Source organism: Foetidibacter luteolus (genome assembly GCF_009650435.1).
GTDB classification, from domain to species: Bacteria; Bacteroidota; Bacteroidia; order Chitinophagales; family Chitinophagaceae; genus Foetidibacter; species Foetidibacter luteolus.
The window spans coordinates 35,403-55,137 of record NZ_VVIP01000058.1; the positions used below are offsets into that span (position 1 = coordinate 35,403).

13 protein-coding genes and 1 tRNA gene are annotated in these 19,735 nt (G+C 44.8%); 8 read left to right on the forward strand and 6 right to left on the reverse strand.

Going from position 1 to position 19,735, the window contains the following annotated elements; all coding sequences use genetic code 11:
- Positions 1-289: 289 nt before the first annotated feature.
- From F0364_RS18085 to F0364_RS18100, 4 genes are all read right to left on the reverse strand, one after another.
- Positions 290-1,213, reverse strand: a complete 924-nt coding sequence (locus tag F0364_RS18085) for a fatty acid desaturase family protein (protein ID WP_235921142.1) — start codon at positions 1,211-1,213, stop codon at positions 290-292.
- A gap of 114 nt (positions 1,214-1,327) precedes the next feature.
- Entirely contained in the window at positions 1,328-2,221 is an 894-nt protein-coding gene (locus F0364_RS18090; protein WP_153799214.1) for a lysophospholipid acyltransferase family protein, read from the reverse strand.
- Positions 2,222-2,409: 188 nt separating this feature from the next.
- Entirely contained in the window at positions 2,410-4,896 is a 2,487-nt protein-coding gene (locus F0364_RS18095; protein WP_153799215.1) for a TonB-dependent receptor, read from the reverse strand.
- A 718-nt stretch (positions 4,897-5,614) separates the two neighbouring features.
- On the reverse strand, positions 5,615-6,511 hold the full coding sequence (locus F0364_RS18100) for a PfkB family carbohydrate kinase (RefSeq protein ID WP_153799216.1): 897 nt from the start codon (positions 6,509-6,511) through the stop codon (positions 5,615-5,617).
- A gap of 213 nt (positions 6,512-6,724) precedes the next feature.
- Between F0364_RS18100 and F0364_RS18105 the strand changes: the two genes are divergently transcribed.
- The 6 genes from F0364_RS18105 to F0364_RS18130 all read left to right on the forward strand — a co-directional run bounded on the left by F0364_RS18105 (position 6,725) and on the right by F0364_RS18130 (position 12,040).
- Positions 6,725-6,798 (forward strand) — tRNA-Arg (locus tag F0364_RS18105).
- A 198-nt stretch (positions 6,799-6,996) separates the two neighbouring features.
- Positions 6,997-7,716 (forward strand): LytR/AlgR family response regulator transcription factor, encoded by a 720-nt coding sequence (locus F0364_RS18110; protein ID WP_153799217.1) that lies wholly within the window; start codon positions 6,997-6,999, stop codon positions 7,714-7,716.
- 5 nt (positions 7,717-7,721) lie between these two features.
- Positions 7,722-9,734: a tetratricopeptide repeat-containing sensor histidine kinase gene (locus F0364_RS18115; RefSeq protein ID WP_153799218.1), complete on the forward strand. Its 2,013-nt coding sequence runs from the start codon at positions 7,722-7,724 to the stop codon at positions 9,732-9,734.
- Between the two features lie 52 nt (positions 9,735-9,786).
- A complete protein-coding gene (locus F0364_RS18120; RefSeq protein ID WP_207632748.1) occupies positions 9,787-10,803 on the forward strand; it encodes a glycoside hydrolase family 53 protein in 1,017 nt (338 codons plus the stop codon).
- 425 nt (positions 10,804-11,228) lie between these two features.
- The gene (locus F0364_RS18125; protein WP_153799220.1) at positions 11,229-11,783 is read left to right on the forward strand and encodes a hypothetical protein; all 555 of its coding nucleotides are present in this window, start codon (positions 11,229-11,231) and stop codon (positions 11,781-11,783) included.
- Positions 11,784-11,824: 41 nt separating this feature from the next.
- Positions 11,825-12,040 (forward strand): hypothetical protein, encoded by a 216-nt coding sequence (locus tag F0364_RS18130; RefSeq protein WP_153799221.1) that lies wholly within the window; start codon positions 11,825-11,827, stop codon positions 12,038-12,040.
- A 61-nt stretch (positions 12,041-12,101) separates the two neighbouring features.
- Here the strand turns inward: F0364_RS18130 and F0364_RS18135 are convergent, their stop codons facing one another.
- Complete coding sequence (locus tag F0364_RS18135) at positions 12,102-13,466, reverse strand: amidohydrolase family protein (RefSeq protein WP_153799222.1); 1,365 nt, start codon at positions 13,464-13,466, stop codon at positions 12,102-12,104.
- A gap of 164 nt (positions 13,467-13,630) precedes the next feature.
- Here F0364_RS18135 and F0364_RS18140 point away from each other — a divergent pair, with 164 nt between their 5' ends.
- On the forward strand, positions 13,631-13,837 hold the full coding sequence (locus tag F0364_RS18140; protein WP_153799223.1) for a hypothetical protein: 207 nt from the start codon (positions 13,631-13,633) through the stop codon (positions 13,835-13,837).
- Between the two features lie 162 nt (positions 13,838-13,999).
- Here the strand turns inward: F0364_RS18140 and F0364_RS18145 are convergent, their stop codons facing one another.
- On the reverse strand, positions 14,000-15,400 hold the full coding sequence (locus F0364_RS18145) for an aminopeptidase P family protein (RefSeq protein ID WP_153799224.1): 1,401 nt from the start codon (positions 15,398-15,400) through the stop codon (positions 14,000-14,002).
- 848 nt (positions 15,401-16,248) lie between these two features.
- Between F0364_RS18145 and F0364_RS18150 the strand changes: the two genes are divergently transcribed.
- On the forward strand, positions 16,249-19,677 hold the full coding sequence (locus F0364_RS18150) for a DUF8818 domain-containing protein (RefSeq protein ID WP_235921143.1): 3,429 nt from the start codon (positions 16,249-16,251) through the stop codon (positions 19,675-19,677).
- The last annotated feature ends 58 nt before the right edge of the window (positions 19,678-19,735 follow it).

A 19,735-nucleotide genomic window follows, 5' to 3' on the forward strand; every position in this document is an offset into this window, starting at 1 on the left:
CCTGTTATAATTACAACAATGATAGGGCAAAAAAACTATAACTATTTCTAAAAAGAATGGCTGTTACTTGAACAGCCATGTATGGTTTTTAAAAGAGGCTTCAGGTTTGTATAACTTTCATCACCTTGTTATGCAGGTAATGGATAATTCAAAAGGATAATGAATAATTCTAATCCATCAAATGGATTTGGCAATATTAGCAGTTCAATTACTAAAATCCTGCCAAAAACTAAATTTTAGGATAAATTTTAAAGGTTTGCATGAAATCCAAATTTCTGAAGATGCCATATCAGCCAAGGTTGCTGGACAAAGACCTTTGCTTCATGCGCATTTGTTTTAATGTAATCATCCTGTTATTTTCTGCATCCCATATTTTAAGCTTCAGGCAGGCGGCGATATCTGCCGGTTTTAGCGAGGTTGTTTTAGCAGCCTGCAGTTCAGCTATGCCTTTCATGGCCTCAGGCAGGCGGTAAAATGGTATGCGGGCATTAAGATGATGTATATGATGATAGCCTATATTGGCTGTAAACCAATGCATTACGCGGTTCATTTTCATATAGCTTGATGACTGCAATGCGGCTACCTCGTAGCACCAGTTATTACGGCAGCTAAAGTACACACCTGGAAAATTATGCTGGGCATAAAACAGGTACGATCCTATGGCGCAGGCTACAGTGTGGGGAACAAAAATGCAAAATAACCAACCCTGCCAGCCAAAGAACATAAACAAAGCCACTGAAAGTGCGAGGTGTACAATCAGGGCCACGAGGGAATCTGCATGTTTGCCAGGGCTACTTGCGAAAGACCGTATGCACATGCCATAAGCAAACATGGTTAAGTAACCAAACAATATAGTTAGTGGATGACGGATAAAGAGATACTGCCGCTTTTCAGCGCCAGACATCGCTTTAAATTTTTCCTCGCTGGCTACGGGAAATGACCCTATTTCCGCACTGAATAACTTGGAATTGTGCTTGTGGTGATAATCATGCGACCTTTTCCAGATACTTTCCGGAGCAAGTATATAAATGCCAAATAACGTCATGATTATTTTGGCAAGCTTAGAGCGTTGCAAAATTGCAGAATGCTGGTAATCGTGGTAAATGACAAAAAAACGAACGATCAGCAATCCTGAAACAATGCTTGCCGGTATTACAATCAATAAGGATGGAACGAACAATGTTAGCGCCAGTGAAGTTGCAAGCAATAGCATGGTTGACAAAAGTGATAACCAGCTTGTGCGCTTACATTCTTTTGCATAGGGCTTAGTAGCAAGAATTAATTGTTTACCAGATAACATGAAGGGTATTTGCAGCAAGATAACGGTTTAATCGGTTCGGCGGCTATGTTTCCATCTCCTGTGTGACCAAAGCCATATCTCAGGCTGTTCTTTAATATCTTGTTCCAGTTTGCGTGTGTGTTTTTCAGAAATTTCTCCTTCCCTGGTCTGGGCTGGGTTTTCTTCCAGCATTTCAGCATAAATGCGGTAATAACCCCTTTTTGCCCTTTTAACGGTTACGTAAATAACCGGGTAATTGAATTTGCCGGCAATTTTCTCCGTTCCCCAAAAAACAGGTGTATCCTGGTTTAAAAAATTAGTCCAGTAGGCATAGGTATTCGATGGTGTTTGGTCTGCTATAAAAGCAGTGGTGGTAACCTCATTCCTGTAGCCCAACATAGCACGGCCTGTATCCTTCATGGCAATAAGCCCGTTGCCAAACCTTGACCTTATTTTGAACATGAGCCGGTTAAAACTTTCGCTGGCTAAAGGGTGGTATATTACATAAAGCCGCTGCCTGCAGCATAAAGCAAAGGTATTGCCTGCCCATTCCCAATTGCCATAATGCCCCATTACCAAAACGGAGCTTTTGTCTTCATCGGCCATCCTGTTAAAAAGAGCAAGCGCTTCGGGATCAAACTGGCAGCGCTCCAGCATTTTTTTGCGGGAGATGGTAAGGGTAACAAAGGTTTCCAGGAACATATCGCAGAGGTAGCCATAAAACTTCCTCGCTATATCATTAATTTCAGCCTCTGTTTTCTCAGGGAAAGAGTTGCGCAGGTTGGTAAGTACTATCTGTTTGCGGTAGCCGGTAACGCGGTAAACTATAAAAAAGGCAAAATCTGCCAACAGGTATAAAACCGGGAATGGTAAAACAGACAACAAATACCAGAAAGGCAATAAAAGGTAATAGGAAATGTTGATTTTCTTGTTTTTAGCCATGTTGCGGAAATGGGGCGCAAGATAATTTGCTTTTAAAGATAAACCGGCAGAATTGTAATGAATCGTTGTTAAAATATGCTTTGCCGTGCCTGCCTGTACAACTTGCGGTTACGCAGTTGCGAGACAACAACAATCAAACAAAAGCCCCGGTAGAAACCGGGGCCGCTATATAGTCACATGAGAAAAAACTAATTTTGTCCGCCTGATTTTACGCGGTTCTGCACATCTTCCGCACCGGTTGACCTGCGCCTTGGCGATTGCCCGTTGGTGCTGCCAAAGCGATACGTAAATGTGATGATGGCCCTGCGGTTATCCCAAAAACTGTGTATTTTGGTATAACCCCGGTTCATATCTGTACTGCCACGGAAACTCATAATATAAAACGGGTCGCGAAGGTTTAACCGTATACCGGCTTTATCTTTTAAGAATTTTTTGCCCCCTCCTACCGAAAACATACCCATGGGCCTTGCCAAAATGGAGCTTGTTTCTAACTGGGTTGAGCTGTAAAAGCCACTTATCTCGCCACTCCAGCCTTTGTTAAAGTTAAACTGGTTGCTCATGTTGGCGGTAAAAGCGGTGTAGTTAACGTTGATGCTTTCCCCATCCAGAAAGCCATTAAACTGGTTGTTGTAAATGTTGGCAAAAACATTTAACGTCCACCATTTTTTAAGCTGCTTGTTGTAATTTATTGACAGGCCGATGTTTCTGCTGGAGGCCACATTAAGCGTTGTTTGATAAGTAGTGTAGTTGGAGTCTCCGGGAAGTTTTTCCGTAAGCAGTACATCGTTAATGATATCTGAAACGGTGGTAAAATTGGCCGATACATTAAGCTCTCCTTTGTAGTTGTAGCTCAACTCAATATTATGGCTGAACTGCGGCTGCAGGTTAGGGTTGCCCTGGCGGTACGTATACCTGTCTAACTGGTACTGGAAAGGATTGAGCGATTGATAATTCGGGCGTTCAATACGCCTTCCGTAAGACAGTCCAAAGGTGTTTTTATCGTTAACATTGTAGCTGACATACGCCGTTGGAAAAAGCCGGGTGTAATTACGGTGAAAAGCGGTATCACGGGTAACCTGGTTGCCGTCAACAACGGTTTGCTCTGCACGAAGCCCAAGCTGTATTCCGAATTTTTTTATTTGCTTTTGCAGGTTAATGTACGCCGCGTTAATATTTTCCTTGTACAAAAAGTGATTGCTTCTTTGCATATCCGGTTTCCACTTTCCGGCGCCGTTATCGTACAGTGTGTATTGGGCGTCGTTATCAGTTTTTACATAACTGAACTTAACACCGGCTTCCAGCGTAGCACCTTTTTTCAACGGTTGTTTATAGTCTGCTTTAAAGCTATAAATATCTATGTTGGCGGGCAGGTAGCCATTCAGCAGGTAAGGGTTGGGATTGTTGGGGTCGCTATCCGCCAGCAAAACACCCTTTGCGTCGTAGAGGTAGTTATTGGAGTATTGGTTACCCTTGGTCCGGTACAAAATATAATCAGCGTCTATGTTTAGTTCCTTTCCGGCGGTATCAAGTTTTTGCTGCAGGTTAAGGTTAAAGCCCAGGTTGGTCCATGGGTCATGGGTTTGGGAGGTTGCCTGGTTGTACCCTACAAAATGGTACAGGCTGTCAAAAATATCGGCGCGGGATTCTGACTTAAACCTGTCGTTTTCAAAGTTGCCTGTAATAGCAAAACCAAAGGTGGATTTCTTGTTCGCAAACCAGTCTATACCCGCTTTAAAGTTTTGCGGCCTGCCGGAATATTTGCCAAAAGTATACTGGGAAGAATACCTGTCGTAAGCTGTATTCCTGTTAAGCCTCGAGCTTCTGTCAATATAAATCTCATTAAAACCCTCCCAATAAGAATAGCCGTAGTTACCGTAAATATTAACCTTGTCTTTACGCCAGTTTAGGTTAATGCTATTGGTATTTTTAAAGTACCTGGCAAAAATGGCGCTTGTAGAAATATTGCCGTTAAAACCATTATTACGGTTCTTTTTAGTTTTGATATTAATAACCCCTGAATTACCAGACGCGTCATACTTTGCCGAAGGCTGGCTCATTATTTCAATCTGGTCAAGCTGGTTAGACGACATGTTTTTCAGGTAATTAGTCAAATCTTCCCCGCTCAGGTAAGCAGGTTTGCCATCAATTAAAATAATTACGCCACGCTTGCCTTTAAGGCTAATGTTGCCGTTGTTATCCACTGTAACGCCAGGGGATTTTTCCAGTACTTCCAAAGCGGAAAGCCCTGTGTTGGTGGGCGACGCATCTACGTTAACCACTGTTTTATCAATCTTGTTTTCTATCAGCGGACGGCGTGCAGTAACGCTTACACCAGCCAGCGCTGCCTCTTCCCGCTGCAATACCGGCTCAGTAACAATGGTTGTTTCCCCAGCCTTAACTTTTACAGCAGTAAAATATTTTTGATAACCAATGGCTTCCAATTTAAGCAGGTAATCGCCGGCCTTAACATTGTCCAGTTCAAACAAACCGTTTTTATCTGTAACGGCAATTTTTACAAGTACACTGTCAGCCAGCTTTAATAAAGATAATGTGGCAGATTCCACGGGCTTCGTGTTATCCTTAACATAGCCGGTAAGCCTTCCTGTTTGTGCATTTGCAAAAGAGCATAACAGGGTTACAATACAAGCAGTTAATATGCCGGCTAATACTTTCATCTGTGGTACAATGAAATGGTTGTTGGTTTGATTGCAACGCTAAATTGAAAAAGGCAGGCGGAGAAAAAATGTCAAAAATGATAAACGGAATAATTCAATTGTAGTTGGAAAGGTTTCGTAGATGGGGCATCTCTCCCGCCTTTCAACGGTTTTTATAGGCCCGGCGGGCCCATGACGACAAATAATTATGAGCCCGGCTGGAAAGTATTAATTAAGCTGCCGTTGCGTCGCACTCTTGTGCTGTTGGATTCGCTGTGCAGCTTTTCCCGCAGTGTAGGTTAGCGCCGTTGTTCTACTAATATGCGCCTTAACTGTTCAATGTTTTTTTGTTTAAAGTTTAATGTTAGCAGCGGGCATCGAATAGCTTCTGCACTTGATCATTCAAGCAAATTTTAAGCCTTCTAAACTTCAACAGACCGGCAACCAGCAACTTGTAACCGGTAACGGGCTTTCGGGTGAGGGATTGAAGCGGTTACCCCGGTGAGGCCATCGCAGCAGGGGCTTTGTGCCGGAGTAATAGCGGAAAGCCCGACCCCTTGCGATAGCTTGGGGGCACCCCCAAAAACAAGTACGAAGTGGGAAGTACGAAGTACTTTTTCTATGTAAGATGTTAGATGTGGGGGTGTACGATTTGGGATGTACAATGTTTGAAGTACGAAGTACTTTTTTATGATGTTAGATGTGGGGTTTACAATGTGAAGGGAACCTATGCAACAGGCTAATTTAATACCGGTTTTACCTGGTGCCGGTTGGCAGCAAGCAGGTGCCGTACATCCCCGGCAGTTTTTGTAAACGGCCCGGAAGACTCAATTTTTAAAGTAGCCATTGCTGCGGCAAACTCACCGGCTTGCTGCAGGCTGTCGCCCTTGATGCGGCGGTACAGGTAACCCGCCATATAGGTGTCGCCACAGCCGGTGGCGTCCACAACAGAAGAAGGTATGTAAGCAGGTATATGAAAAAAATCATCGCCATTGTAGATAACCGAGCCCTTGCTGCCCAGCGTTATTACCACTTCTTTTACCCCCCAGCTAAACAACTCCATAGCGGCCTGCCGCACACTGCTGTAACCGGTAAGCACTTCCATTTCGTATTCGTTTGCCTTAAGCACATCTACATATTGCAGTGCCTCTTTTTTAGCCGGCCAGTCAATAGCAACTACATCCTGGTTTTCCACTTTTCGCAGGTAGCCCTGCACATCCAAAGATACTTTGCCGATACCTGCCAGGTGGCGTATCAGCTCTACCGGCATATCATCTGCCAGTAAAGGGCCCAGGTGAAATATTTTGGCCTGGGTGTGTTGTAACTGGCTAACTGAAAATGCATCAGCCTTTTGTGTTACCCGCTGAATGCGGTGATCCATATTTTCCGGGTAAATATTTTCGAAATACACGGTATGCCGGCTTGGCAACGCCTGTACGGCAACTCCTTTAGCGGCAAGCGCCGACACTATACTCATTTCCTTTTGTGCCAGGGCGGTTATTAGGGAATAGCTTACGTCCATATTGCGCATAGCATGAGAAAAATAAAAAGAAGTGCCGCCGGGCATGTGCACCACCGCACGGGTGGTAACCACAGTATCCAATGTAATATGCCCCACACAACAGATATCTACCATAGCTTGTACTTGTTACGTTTAGGTTAGCCAAACTGCAAATGTAATAAGAAAAGATTTGTACTTAAGGTAAGAAGGGGCCGTATTTAGCCAGCACTGTTTGAACTTATGTAACTATAGCTTTACCCTTCTTTTGCACACTGTTTTTAAAAAAGCAACAATGTTTTTGGCTGGAATCCATTTTCCCTTATTTTTGCGCTCCCAAAATACAGGAATGGCCTCGTAGCTCAACTGAATAGAGCATCTGACTACGGATCAGAAGGTTTCAGGTTTGAATCCTGACGAGGTCACTGAAAAGCCGGCAAATAATCATTTGCCGGCTTTTGTGTTTTTGTAAATAGCATCAGGCAGAATATAGCCATAATACTTCACAACAGGCAACCGCTGCAAAATGCCGCATTTATAGCTTTTTATCAGGATGTTCCTGTAATACCTTCTCTTTCGCCATAAAAAAGTAGATTTGTTTACCAACATACACGGCCAAAACTATGGACCTCAATACTGCCCAAACAAAGGCTAACTGCATGATAGTAGATGACGATGAAATAGCCCGGCTGAATATTATGTCGCTGGTAAATAAGTTTCCTGCACTGCATATTGCAGGTGTATTTGATAACGCTGAAGAAGCTTTTCTGGCGGCAACAGCCAATGCCCCGGATGTACTGTTGCTGGATATTGATATGCCGGTATTATCCGGCCTGCAACTGAGGGAAAAACTTTTCCATATACCTGCCTGTATTTTTATTACATCCTACCCCGACTACGCCGTAGAGGCTTTTGAAAAAGAAGCGCTGGATTTTTTGGTAAAGCCCGTAAATGCTGACAGGTTTGCAAGAACAGTTGAGCGGCTTACAGCATATTTAGCGGTACGCAATAAGGCTGCCCGGTTTGACAGCACGCCAAATGACAACAGTTTCTACATAAAAGACGGGCATGATAAAATAAAAATTAAACTGGGCGACATTGTATACCTGGAAGCCCTGAAAGACTATACCCGGATTGTTACCCTTACTAAAAGGTACTGTGTACTTTCCCTGCTTGGTAACCTGCTGAAGGAAAAACCCTTCCATACATTTATGCGCATACACCGCAGTTATGCCGTACAAAAGGATTATATTTCTAAAATTACGGCAACGGAAGTGCTGGTAAAAGATATTGCGCTGCCGGTTGGCAGAAATTACAAAGAGGCATTGGCTGCCCTTAAATAACCTGCATGAAAAAACTGCTGCTTCTTATTTTACTGCCCGTAACCATTACCGCGCAAAAAACAGGCCGCCTGTTGGTTGATTCCCTGCTACATCAGGCCCTGCCTATTGCCGGGGATGATACCATAAAAGCCCGTTTGTACCACCGTGCATTTAATGAACTTACTTACATCAATATTGAAGAAGCCATGCAAATTGCGAATGCCGGCCTGGCGCATGCTGAAAAAATGAAATGGCCCAAAGGCATTGCTGTTTTTAATGACAATATCGCACAGGCCTACAGCTCCATGGGTAACTTTGATTCAGCCATCAGCCACTTTTCTATCTCTCTGAAGACGCATACAAAAGCAGGCGACAAGCGCAATATGGCCTCTACCAATAACAATATGGGTACGGCAGCACAAAACATCCGCTCTGATTATACGGCAGCGGTCAGTTATTATTTTAAAGCCCTGGCCTTGTGTGAAGAAATAAAGGACAGTACGTTAATGTCAGCTACGCTGGGCAACATAGCGGCGGTGTATATGATACAGAAGAACTACCCTAAAGCATTGGCCTTTAACCAAAGGGCCCTGATAATACGGGAGAAGCTGGGCAAGCCTGATGAAATTGCCAATACGCTGGAAAATATAGGAAAAGTATATATCAGCCAGCAGCATATTGACAAAGCAAAAGGTTGCTTTAACAAGGCGCTGGCCATGTATCAATCGTCTGGCAACCTGATGGGGCTCGCTTCTGTGTGGTCAAGCCTTTCCTTAACCTACGGAAACGATTACCGCAGTGCTATTGAAGCCAGGATACAGTCAAAAGAACTGTGGGATGAGGTAAACCCCATGCACAGCGATGCCATAACCAATACCGGCAACCTGGGCTTAGCCTATCTTGATGTGGTGCGTTACGATACCAGCCATAAGGTAAAGTATAGCAACATTATGCCCGGCAATAAAACTGCCTTGCTAAAAAAAGCAGAAGAACACCTTAGCATGGCCATACAACTAAGCGGGCAAACAGGCGCCATTGAAAGCCAGGCTTATTTTACCGGTTTACTGGCCGAGTTGCAGGAATTTAAGGGCGATTATAAAAATGCGTACTACAATTTTAAAAACTACGCAGAAACACGTGACTCCATATACTCCCAGGAAAACAAAAACAAAATTGCCGAAGCCGAAAGCCAGCGGCAAATAGCCGTTCGGGATAAACAGTTAGAGCTAAACAAGCTGGCTTTGATGGCGGAGAAAAGGCAACGCCTGGCCATGCTTACCGGCCTGGTATTGCTGGCTATTATCGGGGCGTTGCTGTACAAGCAAAACCGCCTGCGCAAAAAGAACAATACAGCTTTACGGCAATTAAATACGGAACTGGAAGACGCCAACCGGCTTAAAGCAAAATTCTTCGCCATACTTACGCACGACCTGAGAAACCCTGTAGCCAGCCTGTTGGATTTTCTGCGTTTGCAAAAAGAGGAACCGGGCCTGTTGTCTGCTGCACAGGCTGCGTTTCATCAGCAGAAATTAACCGCATCCGCAGAAACGCTGCTGGAAAACATGGAGACCATGCTGCTTTGGAGTAAGGAGCAAATGAAGAACTTTAAGCCCATGATGAAAGATGTAGAAGTAAGCGCCTTGTTCAGCAACCTGCAGAAGCTATTTTCAGAAACTAAAACAGTACAATTGCTTTATAATAACCCGCAAAACCTCAGTATATATACAGATGAAAACTACCTGCACACCATCATGTATAACCTTACCGCCAATGCGGTTAAGGCTCTACAGCATACTCCTGGTGCAACCATAACCTGGCAGGCGTATGAAAAAAAAGGTGCAACTATTCTTTCTGTTACAGACAACGGTCCGGGCATTAACCAGAACGTATTACAAACCTTAAACAATGTAACGGATGCCGTAAACGCCAAAACAGGCATGGGCCTGCATATAGTAAGAGACCTTGCCAAAGCCATTAACTGCAGCATTACTGTAAAATCGGCGCCGGGCAGCGGCACAACTTTTATACTGTTTGATTAATCCCTGCCCTTTCTGTTTTACCCTTAACTTTAGCCAAATCTAAATGCCGTATATGCAGCGTGTATTGCTTAGCCTTGTAGCCGTTGTGTCGTTCGTTTTACTTGCCTGCCCGGGCAATAAATCTATCAGTGCCCCTTCTCCCGTAAAAGATTCCGTTGAAAAAATAATAGGCGCCGATATTTCATTTCTGCCGCAGTTGGAAGATGAAGGCATACGCTTTTCAGTAAAGGGTAAAACCGGCGATGCCTTCAGTATTCTCAAACAGCATGGTTTCAATTATATAAGGCTCAGAATTTTCAACAATCCGCAGGCTGACAGTGGCTATTCAGCCAAAGGTTACTGCGGGCTTGAGCAAACCAAAAAAATGGCCAAACGCATTAAGGCGGCTGGCATGAAATTCCTCCTTGATTTTCATTACAGCGATACCTGGGCCGATCCCGGTAAGCAGTACAAACCCGAAGCATGGAAAAACCTCAGCTTTCAACAGCTTAACACTGCCCTGCACGATTATACCAAACAGGTATTGCTGGCATTGCAACAGCAGGGCACTTTGCCGGATATGGTGCAGGTGGGCAACGAAGTAAACCACGGCATACTGTGGCCAGACGGTAATATTGTAAACCTTGATACGTTGGCAAGTTTTCTGAATGCCGGTTTAAAAGCAGTAAAAGAAGTTTCGCCGAACATAAAAACCATGTTGCACATTGCCAACGGCGGCGAAAATGAGAAGTCCCGGTACTTTCTTGACAATATGCTTTCCCGCAATGTTGTTTTTGACATCATCGGGCAATCCTATTATCCGCAATGGCATGGCACCCTTGCTGATTTACAAAGCAACCTTACAGACCTTAACAACCGCTACCCGCGCCCCATTGTTGTGGTTGAATACACGGCCCATAAACAGGAAGTAAATGATATAGCTTTCGGTGTGCAAAAAGGGCTTGTTAAAGGCACGTTTATATGGGAGCCACTGAATACATGGGAGTTCATCTTCGACAAACAAGGCAGGGCCATTGATTCTCTCTTGAACATCTACCCTGCACTCGCCAAAAAATACCAGGTAAAATAATAACCGCAGTAAAAGCCGCATGATACCAGCGTCCGGTTTTTCATGGCGGCCCGGTTGCGTCGCAAACCTTTCATCGTTCGGTTCATCGGACGGCTTTTAAGACCCTGATAGATTGCAGGGGGCGTACATTCTCATTTCCACTTATAAACCTGCCCGCAAAAGCAGCAGCGTGTTGCACTTTGGGTGAGGGATTGAAGCGGATACCCCGCTGAAGATTTGTGCGGCGGATTTGTGGCGGAGTATGAGCGGAAAGCCCGACCCCTTGCGCAGCTTGGGGGCACCCCCTAAAAATCTTATCACAGCAGAACGCGAAAACCTGGATAAACAGTCCCTTAAATCATCGTTACCCTCAACCATCTGGCTAATTGGCACAATATTTTAATATGTTACCTATACAACATTAGCTAACCCGAAAAGAATATTATATGGCTACAAATATCATAGACGCATTACAGCAACGGTTAGGTTACGGGCCATTGCAAAAAATTGACCCGAATACACAGGAAATAAAGGACGCACCTGACTCAAATGGTTCGCTGCTGGCGCAAGCTGCCATACCCGCTACATTGGTGGGCATTTACAAACACACCCGCAGCAACGAAGATGCTGTGAAGCTTGTTAGTGGAAAAAATTCTACATCCCTGCTTTCATTGTTGTTTGATGGCGCCGACAGCGAAGTGATAGCTAAAGTTGCTAAATATGGAAGCGTCTCCGGTCAGCAGGCTGAAGAAATAATGGAGCGTACTGCTGCCGAAGCTTTAACGGTTATTAAAGAAAGCACGGGCACTGATAGCAGCGGACAGGTAATTAAAGATTATATGGCAGCACAACGGCAAAACATACTGCTGTACCTGCCTGCTGAATTGCAAATTGGCAACCTGCTGAACGATAATACTGTTGACGACCGCACCAATAAAATGGAAGGCCCGGTATCTGACTTCATGCATAAAATTGAGAAAGCCTTCTCTTCATCAGACTAAAACCTCTATAACAATCACCAATTTTAAAAGCACCAATCAAGATGAGAACAGCAGGTATCATACTAATCATCGCAGGCATCCTTATGTTTGTTTTCAGGAGCATCAACTTTACCAAAGAAGAAAAAGTTGTTGACGCCGGCCCTATTGAAATAAACCGTAAAGAAAACAAAACCATTGGCTGGCCCACCTATGCTGGCGGCGTAGCCGTGGTAGCGGGTGTAGTGCTTGTGCTGGCAGGCAAAAAAAGAAGCGCTTAATTTTTTTAGAGGAAACATTAAACAATAACGTCCCGCATAATATGCGGGATTTTTTTTGCAGCTACTTCTTTTTCAATCCGGCCAATGTTTGGGTAATAAAATCTTTTGATAACCACTTGCCACGCAGCACCACTCCTTCCACGTTCGCCGTTTCACTTATATCCGTTAAAGGGTTTCCATTCAATAATACCAGGTTAGCCACCATATTTTTCTTCACCTGTCCCTCATCACTCTTTTTATAGAAAGATGCAACGTTTACAGTGCTTGTCCGCAGTGCTTCATAAGGTGTAAGGCCGGCATCTACCATATATTTCAGTTCGTGGTGCAGCGAAAAGCCAGGCACATCAAATACCTGTGGTGCATCGGAGCCGGAAAGGATACCGGCATTGTTTTTATAACAGGCCGCTATCAGTTTTTTACGTAGGGTAATATAATGGACAATCGCCAGTGAATCGTATTTACTGTTGGCCATCAGGCTTTTTTTGGCGTTTATCCAGTCGCTGGTGGTTTTAGCATCCATATAAACCATTTCAGGCTCGGCAGCCAGGGCCTCCGGCGAATGATACGGAGAGAACCATCTTTCTGCCAGCGCCTGTGTTGGCACCACCCAAACATTGTGTTGCTTTAACCCGGCAAGCAGTTTAGGCAAGGCGTTGGTATCGGCACGGGCGGCTATAAACATACCGAACAAACCGGCATCCTGTTCTTTTACATTTTCAATGCCGGGCACAAGGCTTTCCACAAAGCCATCCATGTGGTCAATAGTTGCATAATCCGCATCAATGGCACGCCATACGCCTACCTCATAAGGCACATGGCCGGCTATGGGTATGCCAACCTCCTTAGCTGTTTTCACCAATGCGGCAAAAGGCTCTTTTTTAATGCCGGGGTGTATTTTCAGGAAATCATAACCTGCACTTTTTTGCTCACGCACCAATGCTTCGGCTGCCTGCGGGGTTGGCACAGTTTGCCCGTTAAAAGAAGGGCCTGAAGTGTAGAATTTAGGGCCTAATATTTCCCCGCTGTTTACTTTGTTCCTTAATTCAATATGCCGCGGGTGGCCAAGCATTCCCCTTATGGTAGTTACACCGTTTACAGCGAATAACAGCAACACTTCCTTCATTGGTTCTATATCGTCTATCGGGGGCACATGCGCATGCATTTCAGCCAGCCCGGGTATAAGATATTTGCCCTTGGCATTAATAATTACCGCGTCTTTACTGTAATCAACACTTCTGGTATTACCCATGCCTGTAATCTTGCCATCACTTATCACAACATCCTGGTCCGCCAATACGGTTTCCGTATCCATCGGTATTACGTTAACTGACTTGAACACTGTTTCAGTGCCTTTTCCGGTTTTTTGTTGCGCATTGCAGGATAACAAGAGTAACGCTACAGCAATAACAAGCAATGGTGATTTCATGCAAGGTGGTTTAAGAGAAGTGAACAGGAAATATCAACTGAAAGTTAAAATAATAATAGCAAACGTTTTGGTATGGGTATTGTAAACTATTGATTATAAGTAAAAAAGCCTGGTGCATTTTATTGGCAAACCAGGCCATTACATAACCATTTAAAACTATTTGTATGAACAAACAATTAATTGCAGGTGGTATAGCTTTAGGAGCGGTAGCTATTGGAGTGGCTGCTTATTTTTTTAGGAGAAGCAAAGCAGAAAAATTGGTTGATGATGTAGAAAATGCCGCCAGTGATGCACATTCCACCATGAATAAACACATGCGCAATATAGAGCGCAAAGCTGCAAGAGCATTTAACAATGGTGTACCTGCTTAAACTAATTTGAACAAGTAAGCGGGAAGGTTATAACAAAACTAACCTCACATAAAAAAGTCATGAGTTCATTTAAACAACTCATGACTTTTTCATTATGCACCATAAGCCTTACTCCGGAACAAGCATTCAAATTCTTTTTCCCGAAACAAAACCAGCAAATGTTTATTGTAATGCTTCTTTCCTGATGCTTTCAATTTCTTCGATGCTGCGCGGTAAAAGATCTCCGCCCAATAAACGGCTGCCATTAGCGGTAACCAGGTAATCATCTTCTATTCTAACCCCGCCAAAATCATTATAATCTTTTGCCGCATCATAGTTAATAAATGCTGCATGCCTGTTTTCCGACTCCCATCTTGCCGTTAATTCAGGAATAAAATACAAACCAGGCTCTATGGTTACCACAAATCCCTCCTGCAACTCCCTGCCCAGCCTTAATGATTTTAACCCGAATTCCCTGCTCTTCTTTAGTTGTGGCGTATACCCTACATACTCTTCTCCTAAGTTTTCCATATCGTGTACGTCAAGCCCCATCATGTGGCCAAGCCCGCATTGAAAAAACAAAGTGTGGGCGCCCGCCGCTACAGCTTCTTTGGCATCGCCCTTCATCAAACCAATTTGTTTAAGCCCCAGCACCAATTGCTCGCAGGCTATAAAATGAACATCTCTAAACTGTATGCCGGGCCGCAGTGCAGCTATTGCCGCTGCCTGTGCGCCCTTCACAATTTCATACACTTCTTTTTGACGGTTGGTAAAAACCGCATCTACGGGAAAAGTGCGGGTAAGGTCGCCGGCGTAGTGCATGGCAGTCTCCGCGCCTGCATCGCAAAGGGCAAGCCTGCCACTGTTAAGCACATTGTTTCCGTAATGGTTATGCAGTATCTGGCCGTTCCCTGTAAATATAATGGGGAAGGATAGGTTGCCGCCGCCTTTAATGGCCGCAGCATGTACAAGGGCAGCCACCTCTGCTTCCGTTTTGCCAGCCGCGGTGGCCCGCATGGCTTGCAGGTGCATGGCCGCGGTAATATCAACCGCCTTTTCTATTTCGGCTATCTCTTCTGCAGTCTTAACAGAACGTTGCGCTACAACGGCTTTTATAAGGTCAACCGAAGCCATTTGTTTAAGGCCGGCAACAGGCACATTTAAAAGAGTGCTCAGTTGTATTGCCGTCTCAGAACGGTAAGGTGGCACAAAGCGCAAGCGCTGGTTTTTCAGGCTGGCAGTCTCAATATAACTGGCCAGTTCTTTTAATGGCAGTACATCTTTAATGCCACATAAGGCGGCCTGTTCCTCTATGGTAGGTTTTGGCCCCATCCATACAATGTCATCCATGGTTAATTCATCGCCAAAAATAATTTCCCTGTCGCCGTCAATATCAATCAAAGCAAACAGGCTGGCCCTGTCTATACCGGTAAAGTATAAAAAATTACTGTCCTGCCTAAAATGGTACCAGTTATCTTTATAGTTCATGCTGCTCTCTTCGTTGCCTGGCAACAGTACAATACCAGTACCCAGTTGTTGCTTTAATTGCTTTCTTCTTTCAATATAAACTTCGCTGTTAAACATACCGGTTATTTAATTTTCACAAAGCAGCTAAAGTACAATAATCAGCCGCATAAAAAACTTAGACATGATACCATTCAATTTTTTTGGGACGGACTGCAGTACTACTATGAGGCGTCCCTTGTGTCACTCCTTGTACGACTTGTACGCTATGCAGCTTTTCAGCCCGGGTAGATATTACTTTAGGCGGGGCCCTGGGTACTACCAGTTGAATGATTATTAATACAAAATAACGCAGGCACGAGCTTACAGTATGTACAGAAATTTTTCAATTGCCCTTTGGGCTAAATGTAAATAGCCCCGGGTTAAACCCAGGGTTAAAGATGAATCGCACAGCAACCCTGCAAGGGTTGAATACGAAAGAGGTTCAACCCTTGCAGGGTTGGGTTGTCCGGATGCAGTAACCCCGGTTTGCAACCGGGGCTATTCTTAGTATAACCTTTCAGGCTTTTATTGATGGCTATTTTTGCTGGTATGTTTTCTTAATGCTTAACTTAATGAAATGCTCCTCCCGGAACATAACGAGCCTTTGCGCTTATGCAACCTAATCCTATGTCCAATGTTTATAGAGCCAGCCTTACGGGTTATGGTTTCGGTCACCGCAGGTGCCGGAAACATTATCTATCAGGGCCTGGAAAGCCGCCATGAAAAACCAGCCGTACAAGTGAGTGACACAACGAAGCTTAATTGAAAAACCATTCGCCCGTACCATAAAATCCTGGAAACGTCGGGTTAAAACAGCATTGAAAAGATAAATACGGCAGCACTAAATTTTACCGGCAATGAATTTTAACCGAAAATTGTTGCATGTTAGTGACTGAATGCTGCTGAAGAAAATTGTCATATCACTTGTGTCGGCACTTTTTGCGCTGGCTGTTTACGCCCAGCCATCTAACCTGCGTACAAAAAAAATAGCGGGCAGCGCTACTGTAAAGCTGGATTCGCTGAGTATTGTACCGGGCTCTGTCTCCATTAAAAACTACGACAGCATTTACTACAGCCTTGACGCCATCAACGGCCTGCTGCGCTGGAAAAAACCGGCGGCGACAGACAGCGTTACTGTTGTATACCGCGTATTTCCACTACGGTTAAATGCCGTGGCACAGCGCTACCGGTTTGACAGTGTGCAAAACAACTTTGTGGCCGCCCCTGCCTACAAACCAAACCGCGGAGCAGACCAGGCTTCGCTGTTCAACTTCGGCAAGCTTAATTACAACGGCAGCTTTGGCCGCAGCCTTAGTTTTGGCAACAGCCAGGATGCAGTTTTTAATTCTCAGCTAAACCTGCAGTTGAGCGGTTTTATCGGCGATAGCATTGAAATGGCCGCCGCCATTACCGACAATAATATACCCATACAGCCTGATGGAACTACGCAACAGCTAAACGAGTTTGACCGGGTGCTGCTGCAGTTTAAGAAAAGAACCTGGGAAGTTGACCTGGGCGATATTGACCTGCGGCAAAATCAATCTTATTTCCTTAAATTTTACAAGCGTCTTCAAGGTTTAGCATACCGGCAGGACTATAGGGCCGGCAAAAACATCAGCGGCACTTCGCTGGTAAGCGGCGCCATAGCAAAAGGAAAGTTTGCCCGCAATATATTCCAGGGCCAGGAAGGCAACCAGGGGCCTTACAAACTGCAGGGCAATAACAACGAGTTTTATTTTATACTGCTGGCGGGCACCGAAAAAGTTTTTATTGACGGCGAACAGATGCAACGCGGCGAAGACCAGGATTACGTAATTAACTACAACACCGCCGAAGTAACTTTTACCCCCAAAAGGATGATCACGAAAGACAAACGCATACAGGTGGAGTTTGAATATGCTGACAGGAACTACCTTAACTCCATGCTGTACGCCAGCAACGAAACAAAGTTTGGCAAACGGCTTACCGTTAATATTTCCGCTTACAGCAATGTGGATGCCAGGAACTCCCCCATTAACCAAAACCTTGATAACGACCAGAAACAATTCCTGGCTAACATAGGCGACAGCATACAAAACGCCTTTTACCCGGTTGCCTCTGTTGACAGCTTTTCAACCAGCGCTATCCTGTATAAAAAAATATGGATGGAATACCCCGGCGGAGGGGATTCCATTTATGTGTATTCCACCAACCCGGATAGCGCCCGGTACAACCTGAATTTTATTGAAACCGGCTTTAACAAGGGCAACTACCTGCCTTTGTACAATGCAGCAAACGGCAGGGTGTACCAGTGGGTAGCGCCGGTAAATGGCGTACCGCAGGGCAGCTTTGAACCAGCCGCCTTTTTGGTAACCCCCAAAAAGCAACAAATAGTAAGTGTGGGCGCAAGCTATCTGCTGAACGATAAAACAACCGCTTCGGCAGAGTTTGCCAGCAGCAAATATGATATAAACACCTTCTCTCAAAAAGATAAAGGCAACGATGTGGGTTATGCAGGCAAACTGAACGTGCAACGAACAGAAAGCTGGAAAACCCGGCAGGGCAAACAAATGAACCTGCTGGCCAACGCCGGTTATGAATGGGTAGATAAAAATTATCAAACCATTGAACGGCTGCGTGGCGTAGAGTTTGGCAGGGACTGGGGGCTGGACTATGTACCGCAGCACACTTCAGAAAAGTTACCATCCTTTAGCCTGCAACTTGCAGATGATAAACTAAACAGTGTTTTATACCAGTTTACCAGTTACATAAGGGGCGACGGTTATAAAGGCTACCGCAATACCATACAGCACAACCACGATGTAAAGGGGTGGCGTTTCAACAATGTGTTTAACCTTACCAACATAAATACCATTGCTGACAAAGGCTTTTACTTAAGGCCCACTATTGACATCAGCAAATCTTTGCCGGCTTTTAAAGATTACGTTATAGGCGCCACCTATGCACTGGAGCATAACCAAATTAAAAACAGGCTGGCAGATACCGTAACGCCAGCCAGCTTTGCTTTTGAAACCATATCGGCCTATCTTAAGTCTAACCCCGCGGCCGCCAACCGTTGGTCGTTCACTTATTTTACCCGCAGCGATAAACTGCCTTATGGCAAAACGCTGGCCCGTGCAGACAGGAGCCACAACTATAACTTTCAAACCGAACTGCTGCAAAACAAGCACCACCAGTTCAGGCTGAATGTAACCTACCGGCGGCTGTTCATCATCAACGATAAAATAAGTACCCAGCAGGCCGACAACAGCTTGCTGGGCAGGGCTGAATATTACATAAACGAATGGAACGGCTTTGTAACCGGCAACATTTTATACGAGCTTGGCGCCGGACAGGAGCAGCGCAGGGATTTTTCTTACATAGAAGTGCCCGCAGGCAGGGGTGAATACGCCTGGAACGATTACAATAAAGACGGCATACCCCAGTTGAACGAGTTTGAAACAGCCCTGTTTCAGGACCAGGCCAAATACATACGCGTTTACACGCCTACGTACGAATATGTAAAAGCTGGCTATACGCAATTCAACTATGCCCTGGCGCTGAACCCCAGGGCCCTGGCAAACAGCATAAAGCACAAAGGCTGGAAAAACTTTATTACCCGGTTTAACCTGCAGTCATCCCTGCAAACGGCCAAAAAAGAAATCTCCGGTGGTAAGCCGCTGTTCAACCCTTTTCAAAGAAGTGTTGCAGACAGCGCCCTGATTAACCTGAGTTTTATACTAAGCAATACCCTTGCCTTTAACCGCAGCAGCAGTGCCTGGGGCGCAGATGTTACCAACGTGCGGAATTACAATAAAGCCTTGCTAACCTACGGCGCGGAAACAAGGCAACTGAACGAATGGACTTTACGCGGCAGGGTTAACATTGCCAAAACCTGTACCATAGAGCTGCTGCAAAGGCTGGGCTGGAACAACCTGTTCACCCCTTCTTTCGGCAACAGGAATTACAGCCTGGATATACGCTCTACCGAGCCCAAATTCACGTATATTAACGGCACAAAATACCGTGTGCAAACCAGCTATGTGTTTACCCGCAAGAACAACCTTGTTGCATACGGTGGCGAAAAGGCAACCAGTAATGCCTTTAACCTGGAGGGCAAATACAATGCGGTACAAAACACCAGCTTTACCGCCAAATTCACGTTTGACAACATCAGATACACCGGCGAAACCAACTCCACAGTAAGCTATATTATGCTGGATGGGTTGTTGCCGGGTAAAAACTTTTTATGGACATTCGATTTAACCAAACGCCTTCTCAACAACCTGGAACTTACTTTTGAATACGAAGGCCGCAAACCCGCCGAAGGCAGAACTATTCATATTGGCAGGGCAGGTATCAGGGCGTTGTTGTAATGATGATTCTTTATTATATCGGGCTTTACACTTAACTTAGAAGCAGTTTTTACATCCT